Annotated in this window: 23 protein-coding genes; 19 read left to right on the top strand and 4 right to left on the bottom strand. The window is 70.2% G+C overall.

Features of this window, described 5'->3' with window-relative positions; genetic code table 11:
• The first annotated feature begins 138 nt into the window (after window positions 1-138).
• The 11 genes from ACXIZN_RS30975 to ACXIZN_RS30925 all read left to right on the top strand — a co-directional run bounded on the left by ACXIZN_RS30975 (window position 139) and on the right by ACXIZN_RS30925 (window position 10518).
• Window positions 139-1371, top strand: a complete 1233-nt coding sequence (locus ACXIZN_RS30975; protein WP_185927116.1) for a sensor histidine kinase — start codon at window positions 139-141, stop codon at window positions 1369-1371.
• Entirely contained in the window at window positions 1368-2057 is a 690-nt protein-coding gene (locus ACXIZN_RS30970) for a response regulator transcription factor (protein ID WP_034310560.1), read from the top strand. The genes ACXIZN_RS30975 and ACXIZN_RS30970 overlap by 4 nt, the downstream gene beginning before the upstream one ends.
• An 81-nt stretch (window positions 2058-2138) precedes the next feature.
• On the top strand, window positions 2139-3128 hold the full coding sequence (locus ACXIZN_RS30965; RefSeq protein ID WP_126733210.1) for a Ppx/GppA family phosphatase: 990 nt from the start codon (window positions 2139-2141) through the stop codon (window positions 3126-3128).
• A gap of 105 nt (window positions 3129-3233) precedes the next feature.
• Window positions 3234-4805, top strand: a complete 1572-nt coding sequence (locus tag ACXIZN_RS30960; protein ID WP_457958582.1) for a hypothetical protein — start codon at window positions 3234-3236, stop codon at window positions 4803-4805.
• A gap of 22 nt (window positions 4806-4827) precedes the next feature.
• On the top strand, window positions 4828-5625 hold the full coding sequence (locus ACXIZN_RS30955; RefSeq protein WP_457958581.1) for a sugar phosphate isomerase/epimerase family protein: 798 nt from the start codon (window positions 4828-4830) through the stop codon (window positions 5623-5625).
• 141 nt (window positions 5626-5766) lie between these two features.
• Window positions 5767-6597 (top strand): thioesterase family protein, encoded by an 831-nt coding sequence (locus tag ACXIZN_RS30950; protein ID WP_457958579.1) that lies wholly within the window; start codon window positions 5767-5769, stop codon window positions 6595-6597.
• A gap of 24 nt (window positions 6598-6621) precedes the next feature.
• Window positions 6622-7437: a pyrroline-5-carboxylate reductase gene (gene proC, locus ACXIZN_RS30945; protein WP_457958578.1), complete on the top strand. Its 816-nt coding sequence runs from the start codon at window positions 6622-6624 to the stop codon at window positions 7435-7437.
• 193 nt (window positions 7438-7630) lie between these two features.
• Window positions 7631-7846 carry a helix-turn-helix domain-containing protein gene (locus tag ACXIZN_RS30940; RefSeq protein WP_016330918.1) on the top strand — a complete coding sequence of 72 codons (216 nt, stop codon included), beginning with the start codon at window positions 7631-7633 and terminating at the stop codon, window positions 7844-7846.
• 145 nt (window positions 7847-7991) lie between these two features.
• Window positions 7992-8093, top strand: a complete 102-nt coding sequence (locus ACXIZN_RS30935) for a 30S ribosomal protein bS22 (RefSeq protein ID WP_007030867.1) — start codon at window positions 7992-7994, stop codon at window positions 8091-8093.
• Window positions 8094-8380: 287 nt separating this feature from the next.
• A complete protein-coding gene (locus tag ACXIZN_RS30930) occupies window positions 8381-9430 on the top strand; it encodes an NAD-dependent epimerase/dehydratase family protein (protein ID WP_457958575.1) in 1050 nt (349 codons plus the stop codon).
• Window positions 9427-10518, top strand: coding sequence for a lysophospholipid acyltransferase family protein (locus ACXIZN_RS30925; protein WP_457958574.1), 1092 nt, complete (start codon window positions 9427-9429; stop codon window positions 10516-10518). Before ACXIZN_RS30930 ends, ACXIZN_RS30925 begins: the two co-directional genes overlap by 4 nt.
• A 197-nt stretch (window positions 10519-10715) precedes the next feature.
• On the opposite strand, the gene ACXIZN_RS30920 is transcribed toward ACXIZN_RS30925, so the two are convergent.
• The 3 genes from ACXIZN_RS30920 to ACXIZN_RS30910 form a co-directional block, all read right to left on the bottom strand.
• Window positions 10716-11618, bottom strand: coding sequence for an HAD family hydrolase (locus tag ACXIZN_RS30920; protein ID WP_192747707.1), 903 nt, complete (start codon window positions 11616-11618; stop codon window positions 10716-10718).
• 96 nt (window positions 11619-11714) lie between these two features.
• Window positions 11715-12803: a DUF5667 domain-containing protein gene (locus ACXIZN_RS30915; protein WP_457958572.1), complete on the bottom strand. Its 1089-nt coding sequence runs from the start codon at window positions 12801-12803 to the stop codon at window positions 11715-11717.
• A gap of 109 nt (window positions 12804-12912) precedes the next feature.
• Window positions 12913-13611 carry a sigma-70 family RNA polymerase sigma factor gene (locus ACXIZN_RS30910; protein WP_457958571.1) on the bottom strand — a complete coding sequence of 233 codons (699 nt, stop codon included), beginning with the start codon at window positions 13609-13611 and terminating at the stop codon, window positions 12913-12915.
• Window positions 13612-13904: 293 nt separating this feature from the next.
• Between ACXIZN_RS30910 and ACXIZN_RS30905 the strand changes: the two genes are divergently transcribed.
• The 7 genes from ACXIZN_RS30905 to ACXIZN_RS30875 all read left to right on the top strand — a co-directional run bounded on the left by ACXIZN_RS30905 (window position 13905) and on the right by ACXIZN_RS30875 (window position 22259).
• Window positions 13905-15389, top strand: a complete 1485-nt coding sequence (locus ACXIZN_RS30905) for an AMP-binding protein (protein WP_457958570.1) — start codon at window positions 13905-13907, stop codon at window positions 15387-15389.
• Between the two features lie 11 nt (window positions 15390-15400).
• Complete coding sequence (locus ACXIZN_RS30900) at window positions 15401-15637, top strand: glutaredoxin family protein (protein WP_037332991.1); 237 nt, start codon at window positions 15401-15403, stop codon at window positions 15635-15637.
• Window positions 15638-15695: 58 nt separating this feature from the next.
• On the top strand, window positions 15696-17228 hold the full coding sequence (locus ACXIZN_RS30895) for a molybdopterin-dependent oxidoreductase (RefSeq protein WP_457958568.1): 1533 nt from the start codon (window positions 15696-15698) through the stop codon (window positions 17226-17228).
• A 178-nt stretch (window positions 17229-17406) separates the two neighbouring features.
• Window positions 17407-18234, top strand: coding sequence for a redox-sensing transcriptional repressor Rex (locus ACXIZN_RS30890; RefSeq protein ID WP_457958567.1), 828 nt, complete (start codon window positions 17407-17409; stop codon window positions 18232-18234).
• A gap of 1 nt (window position 18235) precedes the next feature.
• Window positions 18236-19633 carry a glutamyl-tRNA reductase gene (locus ACXIZN_RS30885; protein ID WP_457958566.1) on the top strand — a complete coding sequence of 466 codons (1398 nt, stop codon included), beginning with the start codon at window positions 18236-18238 and terminating at the stop codon, window positions 19631-19633.
• 85 nt (window positions 19634-19718) lie between these two features.
• Entirely contained in the window at window positions 19719-20666 is a 948-nt protein-coding gene (gene hemC, locus ACXIZN_RS30880) for a hydroxymethylbilane synthase (protein ID WP_457958564.1), read from the top strand.
• Between the two features lie 60 nt (window positions 20667-20726).
• Window positions 20727-22259: a bifunctional uroporphyrinogen-III C-methyltransferase/uroporphyrinogen-III synthase gene (locus tag ACXIZN_RS30875; protein ID WP_034310603.1), complete on the top strand. Its 1533-nt coding sequence runs from the start codon at window positions 20727-20729 to the stop codon at window positions 22257-22259.
• 458 nt (window positions 22260-22717) lie between these two features.
• On the opposite strand, the gene ACXIZN_RS30870 is transcribed toward ACXIZN_RS30875, so the two are convergent.
• Window positions 22718-24004: an Nramp family divalent metal transporter gene (locus ACXIZN_RS30870; protein ID WP_457958562.1), complete on the bottom strand. Its 1287-nt coding sequence runs from the start codon at window positions 24002-24004 to the stop codon at window positions 22718-22720.
• A gap of 121 nt (window positions 24005-24125) precedes the next feature.
• Here ACXIZN_RS30870 and hemB point away from each other — a divergent pair, with 121 nt between their 5' ends.
• Window positions 24126-25097 (top strand): porphobilinogen synthase, encoded by a 972-nt coding sequence (hemB, locus tag ACXIZN_RS30865; protein ID WP_457958560.1) that lies wholly within the window; start codon window positions 24126-24128, stop codon window positions 25095-25097.
• Window positions 25098-25103: the final 6 nt, after the last annotated feature.

The following is a 25103-nucleotide window of genomic DNA, read 5'->3' as shown; positions in this document are numbered from 1 at the left end:
CCGCCTCACCCAGGAGGTCTCGGCCACGTGAACGAGGCCTGACCTGCAGGCGAACAGGGTGTCCCCAGGTGTCATAGGCATCACGAGTACGCGGCCGGGACTAGGCCAAAAGGCTACCCGCACGCTTACGATTCCCCTGTGACCACGCCTGTTGCACTCGCCCTGGCCGTCGGCGGACTGATCGTCGGTGTGGTTTTCGGCTTCCTGATCGCGAGGGGCCGCACCCGCCGCGAGGAGCGGCGGCCGACCGGTCCCACCGTGGCCGAACTGCTCGAACGCCTCGTGCGGTCCAGCAACAACGGCGTCGTCGTCCTCAACAAGTTCGGCGACATGGTCCTGCACAACCCGCGTGCCTACGAACTCGGGCTGGTGAAGGTCAACCAGGCCGATCCCCGGGCCCGCAAGGCCGCCGAGCAGGTGGTCGAGACCGACGAACCGATGGAGATCGACCTCTCCCCGCTGGAGGCGAGGGGACGCCAGCCCGAGGCCGTCCTCGGCGAGGTCCGCCCGCTCGGCGACGGGTTCACCGTGGTCGAGGCCGTCGACCACTCCGAGGCGATCCGCCTCGAAGCCGTCCGGCGTGACTTCGTCGCGAACGTCAGCCACGAACTGAAGACGCCGGTGGGCGCGATCGCGCTGCTCACCGAGGCCGTCCTCGACGCCGCGGAGGACACCGAGGAGGTCCGCCGCTTCGGCGGCAAGATCCTCCGCGAATCGACGCGGCTCGGCCAGCTCGTCACCGAACTGATCGCGCTGTCGCGGCTCCAGGGCGCCGAGCGGCTGCCCGATCTGAACGTCGTCGAGGTCGACGCCGTCGTCCGCGAGGCGCTCGGCAGGACGACGCTTTCGGCGGAATCCGCCGAGATCACCATCACCACCGACGCGGCCAGCGGGCTCCTCATCGAGGGCGACCGGACGCTGATGGTCACCGCGCTGTCGAACCTGCTGGAGAACGCCGTCGCGTACTCGCAGCCCGGCAGCCCGGTGTCGATCAGCAGGCGGCTGGTCGACGGGAAGGTCGAGATCGCGGTGACCGACCGCGGTATCGGTATCGCCGAGGACGAGCAGCAGCGTGTCTTCGAGCGGTTCTACCGCGCGGACAAGGCACGGTCGCGGGCGACCGGCGGCACCGGCCTGGGGCTGGCGATCGTCAAGCACGTGGCCGCCAACCACGGCGGTTCGGTCGGCCTGTGGAGCCGCCCCGGCACCGGGTCGACCTTCACCCTGCGGATCCCCGCGCACATCCCCGCCGAACCGGCCGCGCCCGCGAAACAGGCTCCGCCGGCGTCCCGGCCGGAGAAGACCCCCGAGCGGACACCCCGTCTCGTGGCAACAGGGCAAGAAAGCCCCGACCATGGAGGAAACCTGTGACGAGGGTTCTCATCGTCGAGGACGAAGAGTCGTTCGCCGACCCGCTCGCGTTCTTGCTCCGCAAAGAGGGCTTCACCGCCGCCGTCGCCGTGACGGGGCAGCAGGCACTCGAGGAGTTCGACCGCAACGGCGCCGACATCGTCCTGCTCGATCTCATGCTCCCCGGGATGAGCGGCACCGACGTCTGCAAGCAGCTCAGGCAGCGTTCCGCCGTGCCGGTGATCATGGTGACCGCGCGCGACAGCGAGATCGACAAGGTCGTCGGCCTGGAACTCGGCGCCGACGACTACGTCACCAAGCCGTATTCGGCCCGCGAGCTCATCGCGCGGGTGCGGGCGGTGCTGCGCCGCGGTGGTGAGCCGGGCTCCGAAGGTGATCTGGCGCCGCTGGTGCTGGCCGCCGGGCCGGTGCGGATGGACGTCGAGCGGCACGTGGTGACCGTCGACGGCCAGGAGGTCTCCTTGCCGCTGAAGGAGTTCGACCTGCTCGAGTACCTGCTGCGCAACGTGGGCCGCGTGCTGACCCGCGGGCAGCTGATCGACCGGGTGTGGGGCGCGGACTACGTCGGCGACACCAAGACGCTGGACGTCCACGTGAAGCGGCTGCGGTCGAAGATCGAACCGGACCCGGGCTCGCCCCGGCACCTGGTCACCGTCCGTGGCCTTGGCTACAAGTTCGAGACGTGACAGGTCGGTACCCGCCCCCTGCGATACAGATCACGGTTACGGTTTCGTGACCTGACGTGGGGGCGGGTACCGTAGACGCTCGTGCGCCTAGGGGTACTCGACGTCGGTTCCAACACCGTCCACCTGCTCGTGGTCGACGCCCACCGTGGCGCCCACCCGACCCCGATGCATTCCGAAAAGGCCGTCCTCCGCCTCGCGGAGCAGATCACCCGCAACGGCGACCTGAGCCGCGCGGGCGCGGACAGCCTCGTGCGCGCGGTCGAATCGGCGAAGGCGGCCGCGGCCCGGCTCGGCTGCGAAGAGGTCATGGCGTTCGCCACCTCCGCGGTCCGCGAAGCCAAGAACGCCCCGAAGGTGCTGGCGAAGGTCCAGGAACAGACAGGCGTCGAGCTCCGGGTGCTTTCCGGGATCGACGAATCCCGGCTCACCTTCCTCGCCGTCCGCCGCTGGTTCGGCTGGTCGGCGGGGAAACTGCTGGTGCTCGACATCGGCGGCGGCTCACTGGAGGTCGCGATGGGCCGCGACGAGGAGCCGGACCTGGCCGAATCGCTGCCCTTGGGTGCGGGCCGGACCACCCGGACGCGGTTCCAGCACGACCCGCCCACCCGGTCGGAGCTCATCGCGACTTCGGCGTGGCTCGAAGAACAACTCGCCCCGCTCGCGAAGAAGGTCGCCAAATTGGGTGAACCCGATCGTGTCGTGGCGACGTCGAAGACGTTCCGGTCGCTCGCCCGGCTGACCGGAGCGGCGCCGTCGGCCAGCGGGCCGCATGTGCGCCGTACCCTGACCGACACCGCGTTGCGCCAGCTCATCGCGTTCATCTCCCGGATGACCGCCCATGACCTGGCACAACTCGAGGGGGTCAGCGCGAGCAGGGCGCATCAGCTGGTGGCGGGAGCGCTCGTCGCACAAGCCACCATGCGGGCGCTTTCCCTGGAAGAACTGGAGATCTGTCCGTGGGCGCTGCGAGAAGGTGTCATCCTTCGACGGCTGGACCATTCGAACGGTGCGGACGAGACTGTGGGCGGCAGCGCCCGACTGGACTTAGTCGACGGAGAACGGGCACGGTGAAGAGGTGACGGAAATGCGGATGACGGTGGATAGCGCGCGCGACGCCGCCCATGCCCCGTCGCGTGCCGGTTCGCAACGGCCGGAGCGCGCATTGGACTGCACGGTATGACGGACGAGACAGAGAGCGGCCAGCCACAGAAGACCGTGGCGGAGCTGCTCGCGCAGCACGGAGCCCAGCCCGAGGGCGGGCGCCGCAGGCGACGCCGCGCGGCCGACGACGACGAGGCTCCCGAGCCCGCCCGCGGACGGCGCGCGCCGTCCCCGAGCGACACCGCGCCCCAGGCGATCATCGACAGGGTGTCCGGCGACACCCCGCCGCCGCTCAACCGTCCGCCGCGCCGCGCGCGCCCGCAGGACTCCGCACCGCGTCCGCTTCCGCAGCCGCAGCAGGACTCCGGTCCGCGTCCGCTTCCGCAGCAGGATTCCGCGCCGCTGCCGGTGCCGCCGGACGTCGCGTCCACCCCGACCCGGCAGACGCCGCCGGTGCGCCCGCCGCAGGAGCAGAGCGGCTATCAGCAGCGTCCGCCGCAGCAGTCGGGTCAGTTCGCGCGGCCGGCGCCGCCGCAGGAGCAGAGCGGTTACCAGCAGCGTCCGCCGCAGCCGCCTCAGCAATCCGGTCAGTTCGCGCGGCCGACGCCGCCGCAGGAACAGTCCGGCTACCAGCAGCGTCCGCCGGACTCCGAGGGGCTGCCGCCGCGTGGCCGTCCCCGCCCGGAGGAGACCCGTGGCGCGGTGCCGCCGGTCCGCCGCCGCCCCGAGCCGCCCGCCGGACCTCCATCCTCCGGGCTGTCGGCGAGGCTCGACGGCGGCCTCGACACCTCGGCCGAAGACGTGCAGGACCAGCCGGGTCCGATGGCCAGCGGCGCGTTCGCGACGCCGCCCGCCCAGCCGGCGCGGCGCCGCCGTCCCGCGGCGCGTCCGCCTCAGCCGAAGGCCGAGCCGAACACCGAACAGTTCGCCGCGGTCGGCGACGAAGCTCCGGCCGAACCCGAGGCACCCGCACCGGTGGAACCTCCGGCGCCGCCCGCCGGTCTCGCCGGTTGGCGCAAGCGCAGGCAGAAGGTGCAGTCCGAGGACACCGAGATCGGCGGGATCCCGCCGGTGCCGCCCCCGGTCGCGCCCGTCGAACCGGATGCCGACCCCGAGCCGGATCCGTTCGACGCCGGTCCTCCGACCATGGGGCATCCCGCGCCGATGCCCTTCGTGCCGCCGCATTCGCTCGACGACCGCGACCGGCAGGACAACCTCGACGAGTACGAGCGCGAGTTCGCCGGCCCGGCGTACCCGGACGGCGGCCCGGACTTCGGCCGCGACGACTACGGCTACCGCGCCGACGACTACGAGGACGACTACGACGACAACGTCGACGATGTCGTCGAGGACGACGAGCCCGCGGCGCCCGCCGAGAAGGTTTCGCCGGGCAAGCAGTGGCTGGCGCTGGCCGGACAGCTCGCCCTCGGCGTCGTCGGCGGCGCCGGGGTCTGGCTGGGCTTCAACTGGCTGTGGGTGAACATCCCCGCCGCCGCGCTGGTCGCCGCGTTGCTGGTGATCGTCGCGCTGGTGTGGATCGTCCGGAAGATCCGCAAGGCGGAGGATCTCCAGACCCTGGTGCTCGCGGTACTGGTCGGACTGGTGGTGACGGTCTCACCGGCCGCACTCCTGCTGGTCGCGCGTTAGCGGCCTCGGGAAGGATGCCGGAATGGTTCAGCAGATTCCGGTAGGTCTCTCGACGGCGTCCGTCTGGCCGTTGCGGGCGGGCACGGCGTTCGAGCTGGCCGCCGACCTCGGCTATGACGGTGTCGAGGTGATGGTCTGGGCGGACCCGGTCAGCCAGGACGTCTCCGCGCTGCGCCGCTGGTCGCGCCGCACCGGTGTGCCGGTGCTGTCGATCCACTCGCCCTCGCTGCTGATCACCCAGCGCGTGTGGTCGCCGGATCCCGAGGTCCGTCTGCGGATGTCCGTGGACGCGGCGCAGGAGCTCGGCGCGCGCACGGTCGTGGTGCATCCGCCGTTCCGGTGGCAGCGCCGCTACGGCGACGCGTTCGGTGACCTCGTCGACGAGCTCGAAGAGGCGAGCGGGATCGAGATCGCGGTCGAGAACATGTTCAAGGTCCGCCCGCCCGGCGGCTCGCGGACGTCCCGCGTGTCGGCGTTCCGGCCATCGATCGACCCTACGGACGTAGGGTTTCGCCACTACACGCTCGACCTGTCCCATACAGCGGCAGCCGGGATGGACGCCCTCGCGCTCGCCGAACGGATGGGGTCCGGGCTCGCGCACGTCCATCTGGCCGACGGCACGGGCCTGCCGAAGGACGAGCACCTGGTGCCCGGACGCGGGATCGAACCCTGCGCCGAACTGCTCGAAAAGCTCGTGAACAGCGACTTCTCCGGACAGGTCGTGCTGGAGATCAACACCCGGCGCTCGCCGAGCGCGGCGCGGCGGTCGCGGGACCTCGCGGAGTCACTCCTGTTCGCGAGGCTTCACCTCGGTCAGTGACAAAGATCGTCTCCGGGTGCGGAGATTCATTCCTCACTGCGCCCGAGGCGCTGGTACACGTAAAGTTCCGACCGTGAACCAGCTGCGCTTGTTGATCTCCCGCACCCCGATGGATCGGCTCGTGGCCTGGGTCAGTGCTCGGTGAGCGCGGCCGACGACACGAGCACCTCCTTCGACGCGGCGTGCGCGACGAGATCGCTGGGTGACGGCACTTTCACGGCGGTCCTGCGGACCGAATGGTCGATCGGTGGACACCCCCACGGCGGCTTCCTGATGGCACTGATGGCACGGGCCGCCCTGACCTTCCTCCACGAACGCGGCGAGCCGCCGTCCGAGCCGCTGGCGATCAGCGCGGAGTTCCTGCATCCGCCGGCGGTGGGGCCGGTGCTGCTGCGCATGGACGTCCGGAAGGTCGGAAGGCGCGCCTCGGTCGTCGCGGTCACGCTGGAGCAGCGGGGCCGCAGTTGCGTCGAGGCCAGGGTGACCACCGGGCGGCTGCCGATGCGGCGTCCGGAGTGGACCGACGTCCCCGCCATGCCCGCGGAGCCGCCGCCCGGCGCGGTACCCATGACCGGTGAGACCTCCGAAGGCCTGTTCAACCTCGCGAAGGGCTGCGAGGTCCGGCTCGATCCCGCGAGCGTCGGCTACCTGCACGGCCGGATCGGCGACCCGCCGAGGATCCGGCTGTGGGTCCGGCCGAGGCACGGGCTCGCGGATCCGTTCTTCGCCCTTCTCGCGAGTGACGTGAACCCGCCGGTGGTCTACAACCTCGGGCGGGTCGGCTGGGCGCCGACCGTGCAGCTGACCGCGTTGCTGCGCACGCGCCCGGCGCCGGGCTGGCTCCGGGTGCTCGTCCAGAGCCAGTCGGTGCACGAGGCGTGGTTCGACTCGGACGCGCTCGTGGTCGACTCACAGGGCAGGCTCGTCTGCCAGGCGCGGCAGCTGGCGCTTGCCCCGGCGCCCGGTGGCTGACGGCTGTTTGGCACGCTGAATGACATGAGTGTGATCGCGGTTCTGGGTGCCGGGAAGATCGGGGAGGCCCTGCTCTCGGGCCTGCTGCACGGCGGGCACAGCCCCGGCGACCTGCTGTTCACCGAGCGGTACCCGGCGCGCGCGGCCGAGCTGACCGAGCGCTACGGCGTGCACGGGGTCAGCGTCGCCGACGCCGCCCGCCGGGCCGACGTGCTGGTCGTCGCGGTCAAACCGCAGGACATCGAACCGGTGCTGGACGAGCTCGCGCCGCTGCTCGGCAAGGAGTCGCTGGTGGTCTCGCTGTGCGCGGGCCTGCCGACCGCCCTGTACGAGCGCAGGCTGGCCGAGGGCGTCCCGGTGGTGCGGGTCATGCCGAACACGCCGATGCTCGTCGGAGAGGCGATGAGCGCGGTCTCCGCGGGGGCGCACGCGACCGCCGAGCACATCGCGGTGGTGAAGGACCTGCTGTCGCATGTCGGACAGGTCGTCGAGGTGCCCGAGTCGCAGCAGGACGCCGTCACGGCGCTGTCCGGCTCCGGGCCCGCGTACTTCTTCTACCTGGTCGAGGCCATGATCGACGCCGGCATTCTGCTCGGCCTGCCGCGCGCGCTCGCGGGGCAGCTGATCATCCAGTCGGCGGTCGGGGCGGCGAAGATGCTCGCCGAGTCCGACGAGCACCCGGTGCTGCTGCGCGAAGCCGTCACCTCGCCCGCCGGGACGACCATCAACGCCATCCGCGAGCTGGAGAAGCACGGCGTCCGCGCGGCGCTGCTGGCCGCCATCGAGGCCGCGAAGGATCGCTCGACCGAGCTGGGCGCCGCCCACGACCCTCGCACTTAGTCCTCTGGATGCGGTGGTTCGACGGCGAATCACCGCATCCAGAGGACGAAATGCGTAGTCGGACGGGCCCATCTCGGTGACTCGCGTCGCTTTAGCCACACGTGTCCCGCTACTCTCAGGAGAGCACGTGCGTGTCGATACCACAGGTGGGGAAGCCTCGTGGCGCGACACGTGTCGAAGGACACGGTGAATCATGCCGCCGAACAAGAAGGATGACCTGCCTTCAGTGGGCCAGGTCCAGTTCCTGACGGTCGCCGAGGTGGCCACGCTGATGCGGGTCTCCAAGATGACCGTCTACCGCCTCGTTCACTCGGGCGAGTTGCCCGCGGTGCGCGTCGGGAAGTCGTTCAGAGTGCCCGAAAAGGCCGTTCACGAATATCTGCAGGGCGCGTACTTCGACGTGGGCTGAGGCCCGTTTCGCGGAGTACGACGTGCCCGCCCGAGGGCGTCTTCCGGGGCGCGAGTACCCTGGAAGACCGCTCGTGCCTGTGCGCTCCACCCGTTGGACGCTGCGCCGGGCAGCGTGACCGACGACGAAGGAAGGAGCGCTCACGATGGGCTCTGTGATCAAGAAGCGCCGTAAGCGCATGTCGAAGAAGAAGCACCGCAAGTTGCTGCGCCGGACGCGCGTTCAGCGTAGGAAGGCCGGCAAGTAAGACACAGCCGGTGAGTGGCCCGTCCAGTTTCTGGACGGGCCACTCCCATTTCGTGGGCGGTTTCCGCCCATTCGAGTGAGACGTGCATCCCCTCTGCGAGCAGCGGGTTAATAGCATGTAAGCGCTGGCTCGACTACCCCTAATGAGCGGTAACATCTCAAGGGCAGCCGCGCGATGCTTCCAGTGAGTGCAGGTACGCGCACACACGGTCGACGGACCAGCGCTCAAGGTCATCAGGACCCCGTGATCGACGTCCGAGAACCGCCCAAAAAGCCGCAGGGAGTCCTATGCCGTCGAACATCGTGCTCGTGACCGGGGTCGGGGGAGACCTTGGCGGGAAGCTGCTCGCCAGACTCGGCAACAATCCGGAGTTCGAGCGGGTGATCGGCGTGGACACCACGCCCCCGCGCAAGGCGGTCCTGCAGCGGATGGGGCACGCCGAGTACGTCCGTGCCGACATCCGCAACCCGCTGATCGCCAAGGTGATCAGCACGGCCAAGGTCGACACCGTCGTGCACGCGTCGTGCACCGCGCATCCGGCGGGCCCCGCTCGCCGCACGGCGATCAAAGAGGTCAACGTCATCGGCACGATGCGGCTGCTGGCGGCCTGCCAGCGCTCGCCGCTCGTGCGCAAGCTCGTGGTGAAGTCGACGGCCGCGGTGTACGGCGCCGGAGCGCGCTCCCAGGCCGTCTTCACCGAGGATTCCGAACTCATCCCCACCTCGACCAGCGGTTACGTGAAGGACGCCGTCGAGATGGAGGGATACGTCCGCGGTCTCCTGCGCCGCCGTCCCGATATCACGACGACCCTGTTCCGCTTCGCCAACATCATCAGCCCGGAGATCGACACCGTGCTCTCGCGCTACTTCGCGCTGCCGGTCGTCCCCACCGTCTTCGGCTACGACGCGCGGATCCAGCTGCTGCACGCTTCGGACGCGCTGTCCGTGTTCGAGCAGGCGACGTTGAACGACAAGCCCGGCGTGTTCAACGTCGGCTCGGAAGGGGTACTCACCCTTTCTCAGGCGATCCGGCGGGCAGGCCGCGTCGGACTGCCGATGCCCAGCGGTGTCGTGCCGTCGGTCGGCAAGGTGCTGCGCGGAGCGAGGGTCGTCGACTTCTCCGCCGATCAGGTGCGGCTCCTGAACTTCGGCCGCGTCGTGGACATCACGAAGCTCAAGAACGACTTCGGCTACACCCCGCGCTGGACGACGCGGGAAGCGTTCGACGACTACATCACCGGCCGCGGGCTCCGGCCCGTGGTGGACGGCGGCAGGCTGGCCGGTTTCGCGGGCAAGGTGCTGGTGGCCGCGGCGACCGGACAGGCGACCCACCGATGAGCAGACCGCACGAGAACTCTCACGAAGGCGAGGCGGAAAACGTGAGCGGCGCTGAAGCGCAGGTCATCCCGTTGCACGGCCCCGGCAGAGAGAAGCCGGACCCGGCCGTCCAGGCGGAACGGGATCTTCGCGAGTCGGAAGAAGCGCAAGAACATCTGGAGCGGGAGCGCCGGGCGGACGCGCCCGTCGTCGACTTCCCCGGGGCTGCGCGCGTCGCCCCGGCCAGGACTCGTCCGTCCGACGCGGATCTCCTCCCGGCCTCCCTCAGGACGGCGCTGGGCTTCCTGCGCGACCGGTTGACCGGTGACTACACCGTCGACGAGTTCGGCTTCGACGCCGAGCTCACCGAGACCCTGCTGTTGCCGCCGCTGCGCGCGCTGTACGAGAAGTGGTTCCGCGTCGACACCTTCGGCGTCGAGAACCTGCCGGCCGACGGCGGCGCGCTGCTGGTGTCGAACCACTCCGGCACGTTGCCGCTCGACGCGCTGATGACCGCCGTCGCCGTGCACGACCACGTCCCCGGCGGCAGGCATCTGCGCGGTCTCGGCGCGGATCTGGTGTTCCAGGTGCCGCTGGTGGGCTCCTTCGCCCGTAAGTCCGGGCAGACCCTCGCCTGCAACGCCGACGCGGAACGCTTGCTGCGCAAGGGAGAACTCGTCGGCGTCTGGCCGGAGGGGTTCAAGGGGATCGGGAAACCGTTCTCGTCGCGGTACAAACTGCAGCGGTTCGGCCGCGGTGGTTTCGTTTCGGCCGCGCTGCGGACGGGCGTGCCGATCATCCCCGTGTCGGTCATCGGCGCGGAGGAGATCTACCCGAAGATCGGGGACATCAAGCTCCTCGCGCGCGTGCTCGGCCTGCCGTACTTCCCGGTGACGCCGTTCTTCCCGCTGCTCGGCCCGCTCGGCGCGATCCCGCTGCCGACGAAGTGGAGCATCGAGTTCGGCGAGCCGATCCGCACGGACACCTACGACGCGGACGCCGTCGACGACCCGATGCTGGTCTTCACGCTGACCGACCAGGTGCGGGAGTCGATCCAGCAGTCGCTGTACAAACGCCTTTCGCAGCGGAAGAGCGTGTTCAAGGGCTAGAACCGCGTCACTCGCGTGATCAGACCCGTAACTCGCGTGATTGGGGCCGTAACTCACGAGTTACGGCCCCAATCACGCGAATGACGGCTTCAGACACGCGAGTTTCGGTCTTGAGCACGCGAGTTACGGGTTGCGAAAGCCACTTTCGCAACGTCGCCGAAGGCCCGGATCGCATCCAGAGGACTGAATGCGTGGGCTCAGCGCTTCCGGTACGCCATCCCGGCCGCGACGGCGCCGGCCACGGCACCGACGCCGAGCACCGAGGGCACGCCGATCTTCGCCGCCTTGCGCCCGGTCCGGAAGTCGCGGATCTCCCAGCCGCGCGCGCGTGCGACGTCGCGAAGGCCGCCGTCCGGGTTCACCGCGACCGCGGTCCCGACCACCGACAGCATCGGGACGTCGTTCTGCGAGTCCGAATACGCCGTGCAGCGCTTGAGATTCAGCCCTTCGCGTGACGCCAGCGCCCGGACGGCGTGGGCCTTCGCCCGGCCGTGCAGCAGGTCGCCGACGAGACGGCCGGTGTAGACGCCGTCCTTGGTCTCCGCGACGGTGCCCAGCGCGCCGGTGAGGCCGAGGCGCCGCGAGATGATGGCCGCGAGCTCGATCGGGGTGGCGGTGACGAGCCAGACACGCTGGCCGGCGTCGAGGTGCATCTGCGCGAGCGCCCTGGTGCCGGACCAGATCTTGTCCGCCATCAGCTCGTCGTAGATCTCTTCGCTGATGTCGGTCAGTTCCTGCACGGTGCGGCCGGCCACAAAGGACAGTGCGCGCTCGCGGTGGGTCTTGATGTCCTCTTTGTTCTCCCGGCCGCCGAGCCGGAATTTCACCTGCTGCCAGACGAATCCGGCCAGATCGGCGGAGGTGAAGAACTTGCGCGCGGCCAGGCCGCGGGCGAAGTAGAAGATCGACGCGCCCATCATCATGGTGTTGTCGACGTCGAAGAACGCGGCCGCGGTCAGGTCCGGCGGAGCGGGCGGCGCGGGCGGTTCGAGTGCTTCGGCGGACGCGGTCGCCATGGCGGCCTCGGCCGACGCCTCGCCCGCCAGCTCGGCCAGCCGTTCGAGCTCTTGACTCTTATCCTTGCCCCGCCAAACTGACACGCACACCGCCTCCGGAATCCCAGGTGCCTGTGCACAGCGTAGCGAGCGGCCGAGCACGGTGTCCCGGGTGTGGTGCCTGCCTCACGTGACACCGAGTCAGCCGATGGTTATCGGCGGTAATCCCGGAATCAGCGGCGGAATCGAAATCAGCGGCGGCTTCGGCGTGGTGGTGGCCGTCGGCAGCGGCGGCAGGTTCGTGGGGCCGGGGACGGGTACCACGGGCGGCGGCGTGCCTCCGGTCGGCGGCGCGATCGGTCCGGTCGGGGCCGCGGTGTCCACGGCGGACGACGGCGGCGCGGAGGACACCGGCGCCGGCGACCCGGTCGGTGCCGACGACGGCGGGGAAGACGTCACCGGCGGCAGGACCGCTTGAGGGGAATCGGGGTCGCGGACGCAGTCACCGGCGGCCGGGACCGCGCCCAGTTCGTCGGAAGAGCCCGTGGTGATCGTGTAGCAGACCAGCCGCGAGCCGAGATCCGTCGTGCGCTCCTGGACCTTGTCGAGCAGGGCACGGGCCGCGGAGAACTTGTCGCGCGCCTCGGCGGGCGCGTGCTCGACCTGGAGACCGAGCCGGTCGGACTGGTTCCGCGCCCAGGTGCGGAGTTCGGCGAGCCGGGTCTGGCCACCCTGATCGGTGACGAGCGCGGTCAGCCGCGAGACACCGGCGCGCAGATCCGTCTCGAAATCGGTGAGGCCGGTGAAGTAAGCGTCGGTGGGCGCGCCCTGCCGCGTCAGTTCGTCGAGCTCGCCGACCCGGCTCGCGGCGAACTCCAGATGCTTCTGTGCCTTGTCCTGCTCGTCGAAGGTGAGCCCGAGCGCGGCCGACTCACCCGCTCGTTTGATGCCGTACAGCGGATCGCCCGGCAGCGCGTCCTTGGACAGCAGCAGGGTGATGCCGCCCAGCGCCAGCACGAGCGCGACGGCCGCCGCGGCGAGGTTGGCGACAAGGTGACCGCGGCGCTTGGGCGCGGCTTCGGCTTCGGCGAGCCGTCCGGCGATCTCGTCACGGATGCGTTGCCGTGTTTCCGCGTCGGGGGCGCCGCCGGCGCCCAGTTCGCGCAGGCCGCCGACGAGCGCGAGTTCGAGCGCGAACTCGTCGTCGTCCGGGGATTCGGTGCCGTCGACAAGGTCGGCGAAGCGGTCACCGTCCGCCCGCTCCCGCGCGAACCATCCCGGCACGCCCACGGCGAAGTCTCCATCTGCTCAGCCCGGTCCTGACACCGGTCTGGCTGTGAAAACGAGCGGGGACGCCCAAGGGTTACGGCAAGGCCGGGTGAGGCATAAATATGGGACCTTAACGCAATCCGGTGGGCAGAAGTTGTGCCAAACGGCGTACCGCGCGGTGCTGAAGGGCCTTGATGGCGCCTTCGTTGCGCTTCATGATCGCCGCGGTCTCGGCGACCGAGAGCCCCTGCATGAACCGCAGCACGATGCACTCGCGCTGATCCTCGCCGAGTTCGGCGACGCAACGCAGCAGTTCGGCCCGGGTGGCGCGGCTGATGGCCTGCTGTTCGGGCCCCGCGACCGCCTGCACGCCGACGTTCCCGATCGGCGCGCCGTTGGGCTCGGCGACCTCGTCGGTGACCACTTCGAGGCGGAACCGGCTCGACTTCACGTGGTCGAGGATGATGTTGCGCGCGATGGTGACGAACCAGGCGCCGACGTCACGGCCCTGGTAGCTCACCGACGTGATGCGGCGAAGCGCGCGGAGGAACGTCTCGCTGGTGACGTCCTCGGCGAGATCCCGGTCGCCGAGGCGGAACAGGACGTAGCGGTAGACGACGTCGACGTAGCGGTCGTAGAGCCGTCCGAAGGCGGAGGTGTCGCCGCCCTGCGCGGCGCTGACCAGTTCCCACGCTTCGGCCTTCGCGGCTTCTGCGGCGTCTGAGCCTTCTTCCACCTTGGGCCGGGCCGCGGGCGCCGCGGGGAAACCGCCGCGGCGGAGGATGTGGCCCGCCAGCATCGAGACGGGGTTCGGTGCGGGAAGAGTCACGGTCCACCTCCCGTTCCGGACAGGGAGGACCGGCCCGCATGTCCCACCGCCGCGTGGGCCTGCAAGATCTGCACGTCCGGACTCCCTTTCTCACCATCGAGTGATCAACACCACTCGACGACGATCAGCAGCATACGTGTAGTTACCGCGAAGTAGGTAGCGGTGCCGGGGTTACGGAACTGCGACGAAAGCGAGTGACACCCATGACGGTGGCCGAGATGACAAACTGACAACGCCGTTTCACCTAGGGAAGAGGTTCGCAGTTGAGCGCGGAGCAGGTTGCCGAAGGAAGCGTGCCCACCTTGCTCGCCGAGGCCGCCCGTCAGTGGCCCGGCAAGGCGGCCGTCCAGGAGACCGGCGGCGGGGTCGCGCTGACCTGGTCGGAGCTCGACAACGCCGCCCACGCCCTTGCCCGCGCCCTGCTCGACGCGGGAATCGAGCGGGGCGACCGGGTGGCGTTGCGGCTGCCGACGTCGGCCGCGTTCGCCGTCTCGCTGTTCGGGGCGCTCCGGGCGGGCGCGGTGGTCGTGCCGATCTCGCCGCAGGGCCCGGCGGCGGAGCTGAACGGGCTGCTGGAGCACAGCGGCACACGGCTCGTCCTCGAACGCGAAGTCACCGAGGATCTCCCCGAAGGAGTGACAAGCCTCTCACCGCCGGTTACCTCTGATGGAGCAGTCGAGCCGGTCGACGCGTCCGGCGCAGGCGAGGACATAGCGGTCATCTCGTACACCTCCGGCACGACCGGCCCACCGCGCGGCGTGATGCTGTCGCACCGGGCGCTGCTGGCGAACCTCGACCAGCTGAGCCGGATCGTCCCCACACCGCTCGTGCACGGCGACCGCGTGCTCATCACCATCCCGTTGTTCCACGTCTACGGCCTGGGCCCGGGCCTGCTGCAGACCACGGCGGTCGGCGCGACGGCGATCCTCTCCGAACGGTTCCGCGCCGAGCGCACGCTCGCCGACTGCGCCGAGTACCGCGTGACGTCGATCGCCGGCGTGCCCGCGATGTACGCCGAATTCGCCGCGATGGATCCCGAAGAACTCGGCCGGGGCCTGTCCACCGTCCGGCGGATGACCTCGGGCGCGGCGCCGCTGCACCCCAAGATCCTCACCGCGCTCCGCGGCGCCACCGGCCTCGACGTCTACGAGGGCTACGGCCTCACCGAATGCGCGCCGGTGGTCACCACGACGCTGGTCACCGGCTACCCGAAGCCGGGTTCGGTCGGGCGGCCGCTGCCCGGCGTCGAGCTCCGGCTGGTCGACAGCGACGGCGACGCCGAACCCGTCCCGCTGGACCCGGACGACCTCGGCGACGCCTTCGACGAGGACGGCGGCACCGGCCTGGTGTCGATCCGCGGCGCGAACCTGTTCTCCGGCTACTGGCCCGACGGCTCGCACGGGCCCGACGAGGACGGCTGGTTCCGCACCGGCGACGTCGGCTACCTCGACACCGACGGCGACCTGCACCTGGTGGACCGCGCCAACGACCTGATCATCGTCAACGGTTTCAACGTCTTCCCGCACGAGGTCGAGAACGTGATCTCGATGCTGGACGAGGTCGTCGAGGCGGGCGTCGTCGGCGTCGTCGACGAGCGGACCGGCGAAGCGGTGAAGGCCGTGGTCGTCCCCGCGCCGGGCGCTTCGCTTTCGGAGCAGCAGGTCGTCGAGCACTGCGCGGAACACCTGGCCGGGTACAAGGTGCCGCACACCGTCGAGTTCGCCGAGTCGCTCCCGCATTCGGCCACCGGGAAGCTGCGCAGAATGCGCCTCAGGTAAGGATTGAACGCATGGCGCACCACGTGACCGTCATGACCCGCACGGGCTGCCATCTGTGCGAGGTCGCGGAACAGGACATCGAGCGGATCTGCGGCGAACTGGGCGTCGCCTGGTCGGCGGAGGACGTCGACAGCGACCCCGAATGGCGTGCCGAATACGGCGACCGCGTGCCGGTGATCCTCGTCGACGACGCCGAGCACGGTTATTGGCGTGTGGAAGAGGACAGGCTCCGGAAGGCGCTGGCGTAACACACTCGTAAGGGGCGATCGGGCGACCTGAAGGCCCATTCGCTCCGAAGATGGAGTCGTGGACGATCGCAGGCTCACCTCTCCCCAAGCCGCGCTGACCGGGCTCCTGTCCCTGGTGGCCGCCCTCGGCGTGGGGCACCTCGTCGCGGGCTTCGTGGGGTACACGGCCTCGCCGTTCGTCGCCGTCGCGAACTTCGTCATCGACCACAGCCCGCACGCGGTGGTCGCGTGGGCCGAGCAGACGCTGGAGACCTGGGACAAGTTCGTCCTCAAGATCGGCCTCGCCGTCGTGCTGGTGCTGTTCGCGCTGCTCGCCGGGCAGCTCTCGCGCCGCAATCCGCTGCCGGGCCAGGTGATCGTCGGCTTGCTCGGCGCGGCGGGCGTCGCCGCCGTCTTCGTGCGCACCGACCTCGGGCAGATCGCGCTGCTGGCACCGGTGATCGCCACCGTCGTCGCGCTCGTCGTGTTCACCCGGCTGCATTCGTTCTTCCGCCCGAAGGTGTTCTTCGACGACCGCGAAGGTGAAGGGCCGGACCGGCGGAAGGTGCTGATCACCGGCGCTTCCGTCGCGGCGGGGGCCGGCGTCGCCGCGCTGACCGGCCAGATCGTCGGAACCAGGAAGAACGCCGAGGAGTCGCGGGCCGCCGTGGGCAGGCTCGTCGCGACGAGGACCGCGCCGCCCATCCCGCCCGACGCGGACTTCGCGAAGCTCGGCACCCCGCCGTACCTCACTCCTTCGAAGGATTTCTATCGGATCGACACGGCGCTGGTGGTCCCGCAGGTCCGCACCGAGGACTGGAGCCTGCAGATCCGCGGGATGGTCGACCGCGAGGTCACCTATCGGTATGAAGATCTGCGTTCGCGGCCGCTGATCGAACGCGACGTCACCCTGTGCTGCGTGTCCAACGAGGTCGGCGGCCCGTACATCTCCAACGCCCGCTGGATCGGCATCGACCTGCGCGACCTGCTGAACGAGGCGGGCGTGAAACCGGGCGCCGAGCAGATGTTCGCCACCAGCGTCGACGGCTGGACCTGCGGAACCCCGGTCGAAGCCGCCCTGGACCCGCGTCGCGGCGCGATGCTCGCCCTCGGCATGGACGGCGAACCGCTCCCGATCGAGCACGGCTTCCCCGCGCGGATCGTGATCCCTGGGCTCTACGGCTACGTGTCCGCCACGAAATGGGTCACCGAACTGGAGATCACCACCTGGGAGGAGCGCCAGGCGTACTGGCTCGGCCGCGGCTGGGCCAGGGAAGCGCCGGTGAAGACGCAGTCGCGGATCGACGCGCCCGGCTCGGCGGTGAACGCGGGCAAGGTCGTGGTGTCCGGGACCGCGTGGGCGCAGCACACCGGCGTCGCGAAGGTCGAGGTCCGGGTCGATCAGGGGCCGTGGCAGGAAGCCGTGCTGTCGGCGGAGACGTCGAAGGACACCTGGCGGATGTGGTGGACCGAAGTCCAGATCGCCCCTGGTCAGCACGAGATCGCCGTCCGGGCGACGGACAAGTCGGGTTACACGCAGACGCAAGAGATCGCCGGTACCGTCCCCGACGGCGCCACGGGCTGGCACAAGGTGACGGTCAACGCGCGCTAGAGAGACTGACCACAGCGCTCACCTGTGACTTTGTGCCTGCGTTCACAAGTGGCTACCGTAGATACGTCGCCTCCGAAAGCGCCCGGCATCGAACCGGACTCAGCGCCGCGGGTCAAGAGCCGATTTCCAGGTTCGGGCGATTCATGTCGTCAGCAGGGACCAGAGGGAGCGGACAAGCGTGGTGTCGCAACGAGGCCGGCGCACCCGGGTGACACCGGACGCCGACAACGCGCCCACCGCGGAGATGCCGGCCGTCGAGGCCACCGCCGAACCGGAAGCGGTCCGCGCGAAGTCGATCCCCGAAGCCGCCGTCGCCCGCCTCGCCGTGTACCTCCGTGTCCTCTCCGGGCTCGCCGAGCAGGGCGCGACGACGATCTCCAGCGAGGAGCTTTCCCAGGCCGCGGGCGTCAACTCCGCGAAACTGCGCAAGGATTTGTCCTACCTCGGCTCCTACGGCACCCGTGGCGTCGGCTACGACGTCCAGGTCCTGGTCAGCCAGATCGAGCGGATCCTCGGCCTGACCCGCAAGCACAAGGTCGCCGTGGTCGGTATCGGTAACCTCGGGCACGCGCTGGCCAACTACGGCGGGTTCCCCGGCCGCGGGTTCCCGGTCGAGGCGCTGTTCGACCTCGACCCCGACCTGGTCGGCGTCCCGGTCGGCGGCCTCCCGGTCTCGCATCTCGACGAGATCCCCAAAGTCTGCGCCGAACGGCAGATCTCCATCGGCGTCATCGCCACGCCGCCCACCGCCGCGCAGTCGGTCTGCGACCGGCTCGTCGCAGGTGGCGTGCAGTGCATCCTGAATTTCGCCCCGGTGGTGCTGCAGGTTCCGGCACATATCGAGGTGCGCAAGGTCGATCTCGCGGTCGAGCTGCAGATCCTGTCGTTCCACGTCGCTCGCCGCGCCGATCTGGCCGCTAACGGCAACGGCGGAGCAGACAGTGGCCCCGGGGGCGCCGACAATGGCAGCGTGAACGGCCACGGCAACGGAATGGTGGTGCGCTGAAATGAGCGTGTTGGCGGTCGGGCTCTCGCACCGCAGTGCCGAGCTGAGCACCCTGGAACGCGTCGCGGTCCCCGCGACCGACGTGACCAAGGTGCTCCACGAACTGCAGCAGGCCGAGCACGTCAGCGAGGCGATCCTCGTCTCGACCTGCAACCGCATCGAGGTCTACGCCGTCGTCGAGACCTTCCACGGCGGTCTGAACGACGTCTCCGACGTGCTCGCCCGCCAGGCCGGGATGCAGCCCGCGGACCTTTACGACTCGCTGTACGTGCACTACGCGGGCGCCGCGATCGAGCACCTGTTCTCGGTCACCTCCGGGCTGGACTCGATGGTCGTCGGCGAGACGCAGATCCTCGGCCAGATCCGGTCCTCGTACGCCACCGCGCGTGAGGCGGGCACCGTCGGCCGCACGCTGCACGAGCTGATCCAGACCACGCTGCGCGTCGGCAAACGCGTCCACACCGAGACCGGCCTCGACCAGCTGGGCGCGTCGGTGGTCTCCGAGGCGCTGGCCGCCGCGGGCGACATCGCCGGCAAGCACGCGCTGATCGTCGGCGCCGGGTCGATGGGCGCGCTGACCGCGTCCCAGCTGCGGAAATCCGGGATCGGCGAGATCACCATCGCCAACCGCACCGAGGCGAGGGCCGCCCGCCTCGCCGCCGCGAGCGTCGAGCAGGGAGTGCCAGCCAAGGCCGTCCAGATGAGCGGGATCGCGGACGCGGTCGCCGAGGCGGACGTCGTCGTCTGCTGCACCGGCGCGCAGGCCGCGGTCTTCACCGCCGCGCACGTCCCGGCCCGCGCCGGGCGCCCGCTGGTCGTCTGCGATCTGGGCCTCCCGCGCGACGTCGACCACGACGTCGCCGAGCTGGCCGACGTCACCGTGGTCGATCTCGAGACCATCCAGCGCCGCATGCGGGATGCGGGCACCCCGACCACCGAACGGCAGACCGCGAAGGCCACCGGCATCGTGCTCGACGAGGTGCGCGAGTACCTCGCCGGCCAGCGCAGCGCCGAGGTCACCCCGACGGTGACGGCGCTGCGGCGCCGGGCGGCCGAGGTGGTCGACGCCGAGCTGCTGCGGCTGGACAACCGCCTGCCGGACCTCGAACCCGGGGTCCGCGAGGAGGTCGGCCGCACGGTCCGCCGCGTGGTCGACAAGCTGCTCCACGCGCCGACGGTGCGGGTCAAGCAGCTGGCCGCCGAGACGGCCGACACCGATTACGCCAACGCGCTGCGCGAGCTCTTCTGTCTCGACCCGCAGGCGCCCGCCGCGGTGGCGAGTCCCACCGCGCCGAAGGGTGCCGGCGGTGAGCGCGGCCCGATCCCGGCCTCGGGAAACGACCCGTCGCGCGCGCTCCGGCCGGAGGCCCCGCTATCGCGACGGCGGGGCGCCGAGTAATGACAAGCGAGTTCCAAGTGCACGGGCGCCCTGGCGGCGCGATCGCGGTCGCGCGCCGCACCGCGAAAAAGGACAGTGATCATCAGTGAGCAGAGTCATCCGCATCGGGACGCGCGGCAGCAAACTCGCCCTCGCGCAGACCGGCACCGTCGCCGACGCCCTGCGCGCCACCGGGGCCGAGGTCGAGCTCGTCACCGTGACGACCCCTGGCGACAAATCGTCCGCGCCGATCCCGACGATCGGGGTCGGCGTCTTCACTTCCGCGCTGCGCGAAGCCTTGCTGCGCGAGGAAGTGGACGTCATCGTGCACTCGTACAAGGACCTGCCGACGAAGCCGGAGCCGGGCATCACGCTCGCCGCCGTGCCGCCTCGCGAGGACCCGCGCGACGCGCTGATCGCCCGTGACGGGCTGACCCTCGGCGAGCTCCCGCCCGGTTCGACCGTCGGCACCGGCTCGCCGCGGCGGACCGCCCAGCTGCGCGCGCTCGGTCTCGGTTTGGAAATCGTGCCGATCCGAGGCAATATCGACACCCGCATGCGCAAGGTGAGCGACGGAGAGCTGGACGCCGTCGTCCTGGCGCGTGCCGGACTGGCCAGGATCGGCCGGGCGGAGGAGATCACCGAGACCCTCGACCCGATCCAGATGCTGCCCGCGCCCGCACAGGGCGCGCTGGCGGTGGAGTGCCGGACCGGTGACGTGGACATCGAGCACCTGCTCGGGTCCACAGTGGACGATGAAGGCACCCGTGCCGTGGCGACCGCCGAACGGGCGTTGCTCGCGGCGCTGGAAGCCGGGTGCAGCGCACCGGTCGGAGCGCTGGCGGAGATCGTCGAGGACCTGGACGCCGAAGGGCGGGTCGTCGAGCGGATCTCGTTGCGGGGCACCGCCGCCGTCGAAGGGGACGGGGACGCGGTCGACATGGTGCGCGCTTCCGCGCTCGCCGACAAGCATGAAGCCGAACAACTCGGCCGGACACTGGCCGCCGAGCTGCTCGACCTGGGGGCCGGCGCGCTGTCCGGCCCCGCCCAGTGAGTCAGAACGTTGAAGGTAGGGCCGCGCTCGACTGCGGCCGCTCAAGAGGAGAACGCACAGATGACCCCCGCGCGTAAGACCACCGGGCGTGTCGCCTTCGTGGGCTCGGGCCCCGGTGACGCCGGTCTGCTGACCGTCCGCGCTCAGGAGCTGCTCGCCAAGGCCGAGGTCGTGGTGACCGATCCGGACGTCCCTGCCGGCGTCCTGGCCTTCGCCGCCGAAGGCGCCGAAGTGCGCCCCGCCGTCGGCGAGGCCACCGAGGTCGCCAAGGACCTGGTGAACGAGGCCAAGGCCGGACGGCTGGTGCTCCGGCTCATCGCCGGTGACCCGCTGACCCAGCCCGCCGTCGTCGCCGAGGTGCAGGCCGTTTCCCGGACCAGCGCCGTGTTCGACATCATCCCGGGCGTCTCGCCCGGCGCGGCCGTCCCGGCGTACGCCGGTGTCGCTCTCGGTGGCACGCACACCGAGGTCGACGTCCGCGGCGACGTCGAATGGGCCGCCCTGGCCGCCACCCCCGGCCCGATCGTGCTGCACGCGACGTCGGCGCACCTGGCCGAGGCCGCGTCCGCGCTGACCGAGCACGGACTGGCGCCGACCACCCCGGTCGCGGTGACGTCCAACGGCACCATCAACACCCAGCGCACCCTGGACACCACGCTGGCCACCGTCGCGAACGAGGCGGGCGAGCTCGTCGGGCCGCTCATCGTGACCATCGGCCAGGCCGTCGGCCAGCGCTCGAAGCTGTCGTGGTGGGAGTCGCGCGCGCTGTACGGCTGGAAGGTCCTGGTGCCGCGCACCAAGGAGCAGGCCGGTGAGATGGCGGAGCGGCTTCGCGGCCACGGCGCCACCTCGCACGAGGTCCCGACCATCTCGGTCGAGCCGCCGCGCAGCCCCGCGCAGATGGAGCGTTCGGTCAAGGGTCTCGTCGACGGCCGCTACCAGTGGATCGTCTTCACCTCGACCAACGCCGTCCGCGCGGTGTGGGAGAAGTTCGAGGAGTTCGGTCTCGACGCCCGCGCGTTCTCCGGCGTGAAGATCGCCTGCGTCGGCGAATCGACCGCCGCGAAGGTGCGCTCCTTCGGCATCATCCCCGAGCTGATCCCGGAGGGCGAGCAGTCCTCGGAGGGCCTCCTCGCCGAGTTCCCGCCGTACGACGACGTCCTCGACCCGGTCGACCGCGTGCTGCTGCCGCGGGCGGACATCGCCACCGAGACCCTTTCGGCCGGCCTGCGCGAACGCGGCTGGGAGATCGACGACGTGACCGCGTACCGCACCGTCCGGGCCGCGCCGCCGCCCGCCGAGACCCGCGAGATGATCAAGACCGGCGGTTTCGACGCGGTCTGCTTCACCTCGTCCTCGACCGTGCGGAACCTCGTCGGCATCGCCGGCAAGCCGCACACCCGCACGCTGGTCGCGTGCATCGGCCCGAAGACCGCGGAGACCGCCGTGGAGTTCGGGCTGCGGGTCGACGTCCAGCCCGAGAAGGCCGACGTCCCGCACCTGGTCGACGCGCTCGCCGAGCACGCCGCCCGGCTCCGTGCCGAAGGCGCGCTTCCGCCGCCGCGCAAGGCGAAGCGGGCCCGCCGCTCCTGACGGTCGCTTGAAGTACGTGAAGGCCCCCTTCACTGCGCTAGACGCAGCGAAGGGGGCCTTCACGTACTTAGTGGAACTTCGCCGGGTGGGTAGCGGCCGGTCATAGCGTCGGTGATTCCGGCACTCGCTGGGGAGCGATCATGAAATCTCTCGTTCTCGCCGTCGCCGCCATGGGTGCCGTGGCCTCGGATTTCCGGGTACGGCGGGCGCCGCCTCCCCCTTCGAGGTCTGCACTCCGGCCGGGTGCCGATCGTTCCCCGGTCTCGGCGCTCATCGCCAGGTTCGCCGTGTCCCCGCAGGGTGTGAGGTGCGCGTCGTCGTCGACGACGGCGTGAAGGCCTGCGGTGCCGGAGGCTGCGACAGCAAGTCCATTCCGCTGTAAGGCCCGGTCCGTGAAGGCCTCCTTCCCTACCTTCAGGGTAGGCAAGGAGGCCTTCACGGACTTCGGTGATCGCCACTCACGAGAAGAACTTCACGACCTCCGTGTACGCCAGGTACGCGAACATCGCGAGGCACACGCCCAGCAGCCCGTTCGAAAGCCACCGCGAGCGTCCTTCCCGCGGCACCCGCGAAGTGTTCAGCAGCACCAGCAGGGTCGCCGCCAGGAACGGCATGAACAACGCGCCCAGCACGCCGTAGATCACGGTGAGCTGGAAGGGCTGGTCCAGGAACAGCAACGCCATCGGCGGGAACGTCAGCCACAGCACGTATCCCCGGTACGCGGCACTGCGCTCGCCGGCCTTCTTCTCATACGTCTCAACGCTTTCCGTCGCGTCCTTGGGCAGCCGCAGGATGCGCCACCAGTCCGCGAAGAGCAGGCTCACGCCGTGCCAGACGCCGATCACCGACGTGAACGAAACGGCGAAGAAGCCGATGAGGAACGGGATCCGCGCCCATTGCCCGTAGTCCGCGGCGAGGGTGTCGCCGAGGAACAGCAGGCCCTTGTCGCCCGAGATGATCTTCTGGCCCATCAGCAGTTCCGCGCCGACGATCAGCATGGCGATCACGAAGATCCCGGTCATGACGTATCCGACGGCGTTGTCGGTGCGCATCATCGGGAGCCACTTCGACGAGCGCCAGCCCTTCGCGAGCGTCCAGTAGCCGTACGCCGCCATGGTGATCGTGCCGCCGACGCCACCGACCAGGCCGAGGACGTAGACGAGCGAGCCGTCGGGCAGGGTCGGGACGGCGCCCTTGAACAGTTCGGCGAAGTTCGGCACGACGAGGATCGCGGTGCCGACCACGGTCACGAACATGACGCCGACCAGGACGGTCATCAGTTTTTCGATGATCGCGTAGCGCCCGAACCACACCAGCGCGAAGCCGAGCAGGCCGCAGATCATCGCCCAGTACCGCACCGAAAGAGCGGGGAAGAGCGCGTTCAGCGGCAGGCCCGACGCGGACATCGCGGTCGCGCCGTAGACGAAGCCCCAGATCACCGCGTAGATCCCGAAGTAGATCAGCGCCCAGATCCCCAGCGTCCGCCAGCCGGACAGGATCGTCCGGCCCGAGGTCAGATGCCAGCGGCCGACGGCTTCGGCCAGCGCGAGTTTGAAGATCGTGCCGACGAGCACCGCCCACAGCAGCGTGTACCCGAAGCGCGATCCGGCCACCATCGTCGCGACGAGGTCGCCCGCGCCGACCCCGGTCGCCGCGGCCATGATCCCTGGCCCGACCTGGCGCAGCCGTGCGCGCCAGCCGACGGGCGGTTCTTCCAGTTGGTCGGTCACCGTTGAGCTCGACATGCAGGGGAAGGTAACCCACGTCACACCGCACGGGAATCGGACAAAGGCGACTCTTTACCGTTCCTTAGGAAAGGTTCGGCCGTTCACCGCCTCTCAAGCGGGCGGGAGTACCGTCGTAGGGGTGTTCCCCGAACATCGTCCCCGCAGGCTCCGTACCACTCCGGCGATGCGCAGGCTGGTCGGTGAGACGACGCTGCGCCCACGCCAGCTGATCCTCCCGATGTTCGTGGCCGAGGGCGCCGACGCGCCCCGCCCGATCTCCAGCATGCCCGGCGTCGTCCAGCACACCCGCGACACGCTGCGCAAAGCCGCCGTCGACGCGGTCAACGCCGGGGTCGGCGGCCTGATGCTGTTCGGCATCCCGAAGACGCGTGACGCCGAGGGTTCCGGCGCGATCGACCCGGACGGCATCCTCAACGTCGCCCTGCGCGACCTGAGGTCCGAGCTCGGCGACGCGACGGTCCTGATGGCGGACACGTGCCTCGACGAGTTCACCGACCACGGCCACTGCGGCGTCCTCGACGCCGACGGCGGTGTCGACAACGACGCGACCCTGCGCGTGTACGCGGAGATGGGTCTGGCGCAGGCGGAAGCAGGCGCGCACCTGCTAGGCCCCAGCGGAATGATGGACGGCCAGGTCGGCGTCATCCGCGCCGCGCTCGACCGCGCCGGCCGCACGGACACCGGCATCCTCGCGTACTCGGCGAAGTTCGCCAGCGCGTTCTACGGCCCCTTCCGCGAGGCCGTCGATTCGCAGCTGAAGGGCGACCGGAAGACGTACCAGCAGGATCCGGGCAACGTGCGTGAGGCACTGCGCGAGATCGAACTGGACATCGCCGAGGGCGCCGACATGGTCATGGTCAAGCCCGCGCTGTCCTATCTGGACGTCATCAGGGCCGCCGCCGAGACGTCGACGGTTCCCGTCGCGGCGTACAACATCTCGGGGGAGTACGCGATGGTCGAGGCCGCCGCGGCGAACGGCTGGCTCGACCGCGAACGCACGATCCTCGAGGTGCTGACCTCGATCCGCCGCGCCGGCGCGGACATGATCCTGACCTACTGGGCCGCCGAAGCCGCTGCTTGGCTGGACTAGGCTGCC

Source organism: Amycolatopsis sp. TRM77291, from assembly GCF_054166285.1.
Note: the sequence above shows the minus strand (reverse complement) of the source record. Positions and strands in the feature narration are given on the sequence as shown.

What these genes read in the sequence shown, in the direction of transcription:
- ACXIZN_RS30960 (WP_457958582.1), top strand. Translation starts at nt 3,234, where the DNA reads ATGACGGACGAGACAGAGAGCGGCCAGCCACAGAAGACCGTGGCGGAG.
- ACXIZN_RS30955 (WP_457958581.1), top strand. Translation starts at nt 4,828, where the DNA reads ATGGTTCAGCAGATTCCGGTAGGTCTCTCGACGGCGTCCGTCTGGCCG.
- proC (WP_457958578.1), top strand. Translation starts at nt 6,622, where the DNA reads ATGAGTGTGATCGCGGTTCTGGGTGCCGGGAAGATCGGGGAGGCCCTG.
- ACXIZN_RS30940 (WP_016330918.1), top strand. Translation starts at nt 7,631, where the DNA reads ATGCCGCCGAACAAGAAGGATGACCTGCCTTCAGTGGGCCAGGTCCAG.
- ACXIZN_RS30935 (WP_007030867.1), top strand. Translation starts at nt 7,992, where the DNA reads ATGGGCTCTGTGATCAAGAAGCGCCGTAAGCGCATGTCGAAGAAGAAG.
- ACXIZN_RS30930 (WP_457958575.1), top strand. Translation starts at nt 8,381, where the DNA reads ATGCCGTCGAACATCGTGCTCGTGACCGGGGTCGGGGGAGACCTTGGC.
- ACXIZN_RS30925 (WP_457958574.1), top strand. Translation starts at nt 9,427, where the DNA reads ATGAGCAGACCGCACGAGAACTCTCACGAAGGCGAGGCGGAAAACGTG.
- ACXIZN_RS30900 (WP_037332991.1), top strand. Translation starts at nt 15,401, where the DNA reads ATGGCGCACCACGTGACCGTCATGACCCGCACGGGCTGCCATCTGTGC.
- ACXIZN_RS30885 (WP_457958566.1), top strand. Translation starts at nt 18,236, where the DNA reads ATGAGCGTGTTGGCGGTCGGGCTCTCGCACCGCAGTGCCGAGCTGAGC.
- ACXIZN_RS30875 (WP_034310603.1), top strand. Translation starts at nt 20,727, where the DNA reads ATGACCCCCGCGCGTAAGACCACCGGGCGTGTCGCCTTCGTGGGCTCG.
- ACXIZN_RS30870 (WP_457958562.1), bottom strand. Translation starts at nt 24,004, where the DNA reads ATGTCGAGCTCAACGGTGACCGACCAACTGGAAGAACCGCCCGTCGGC.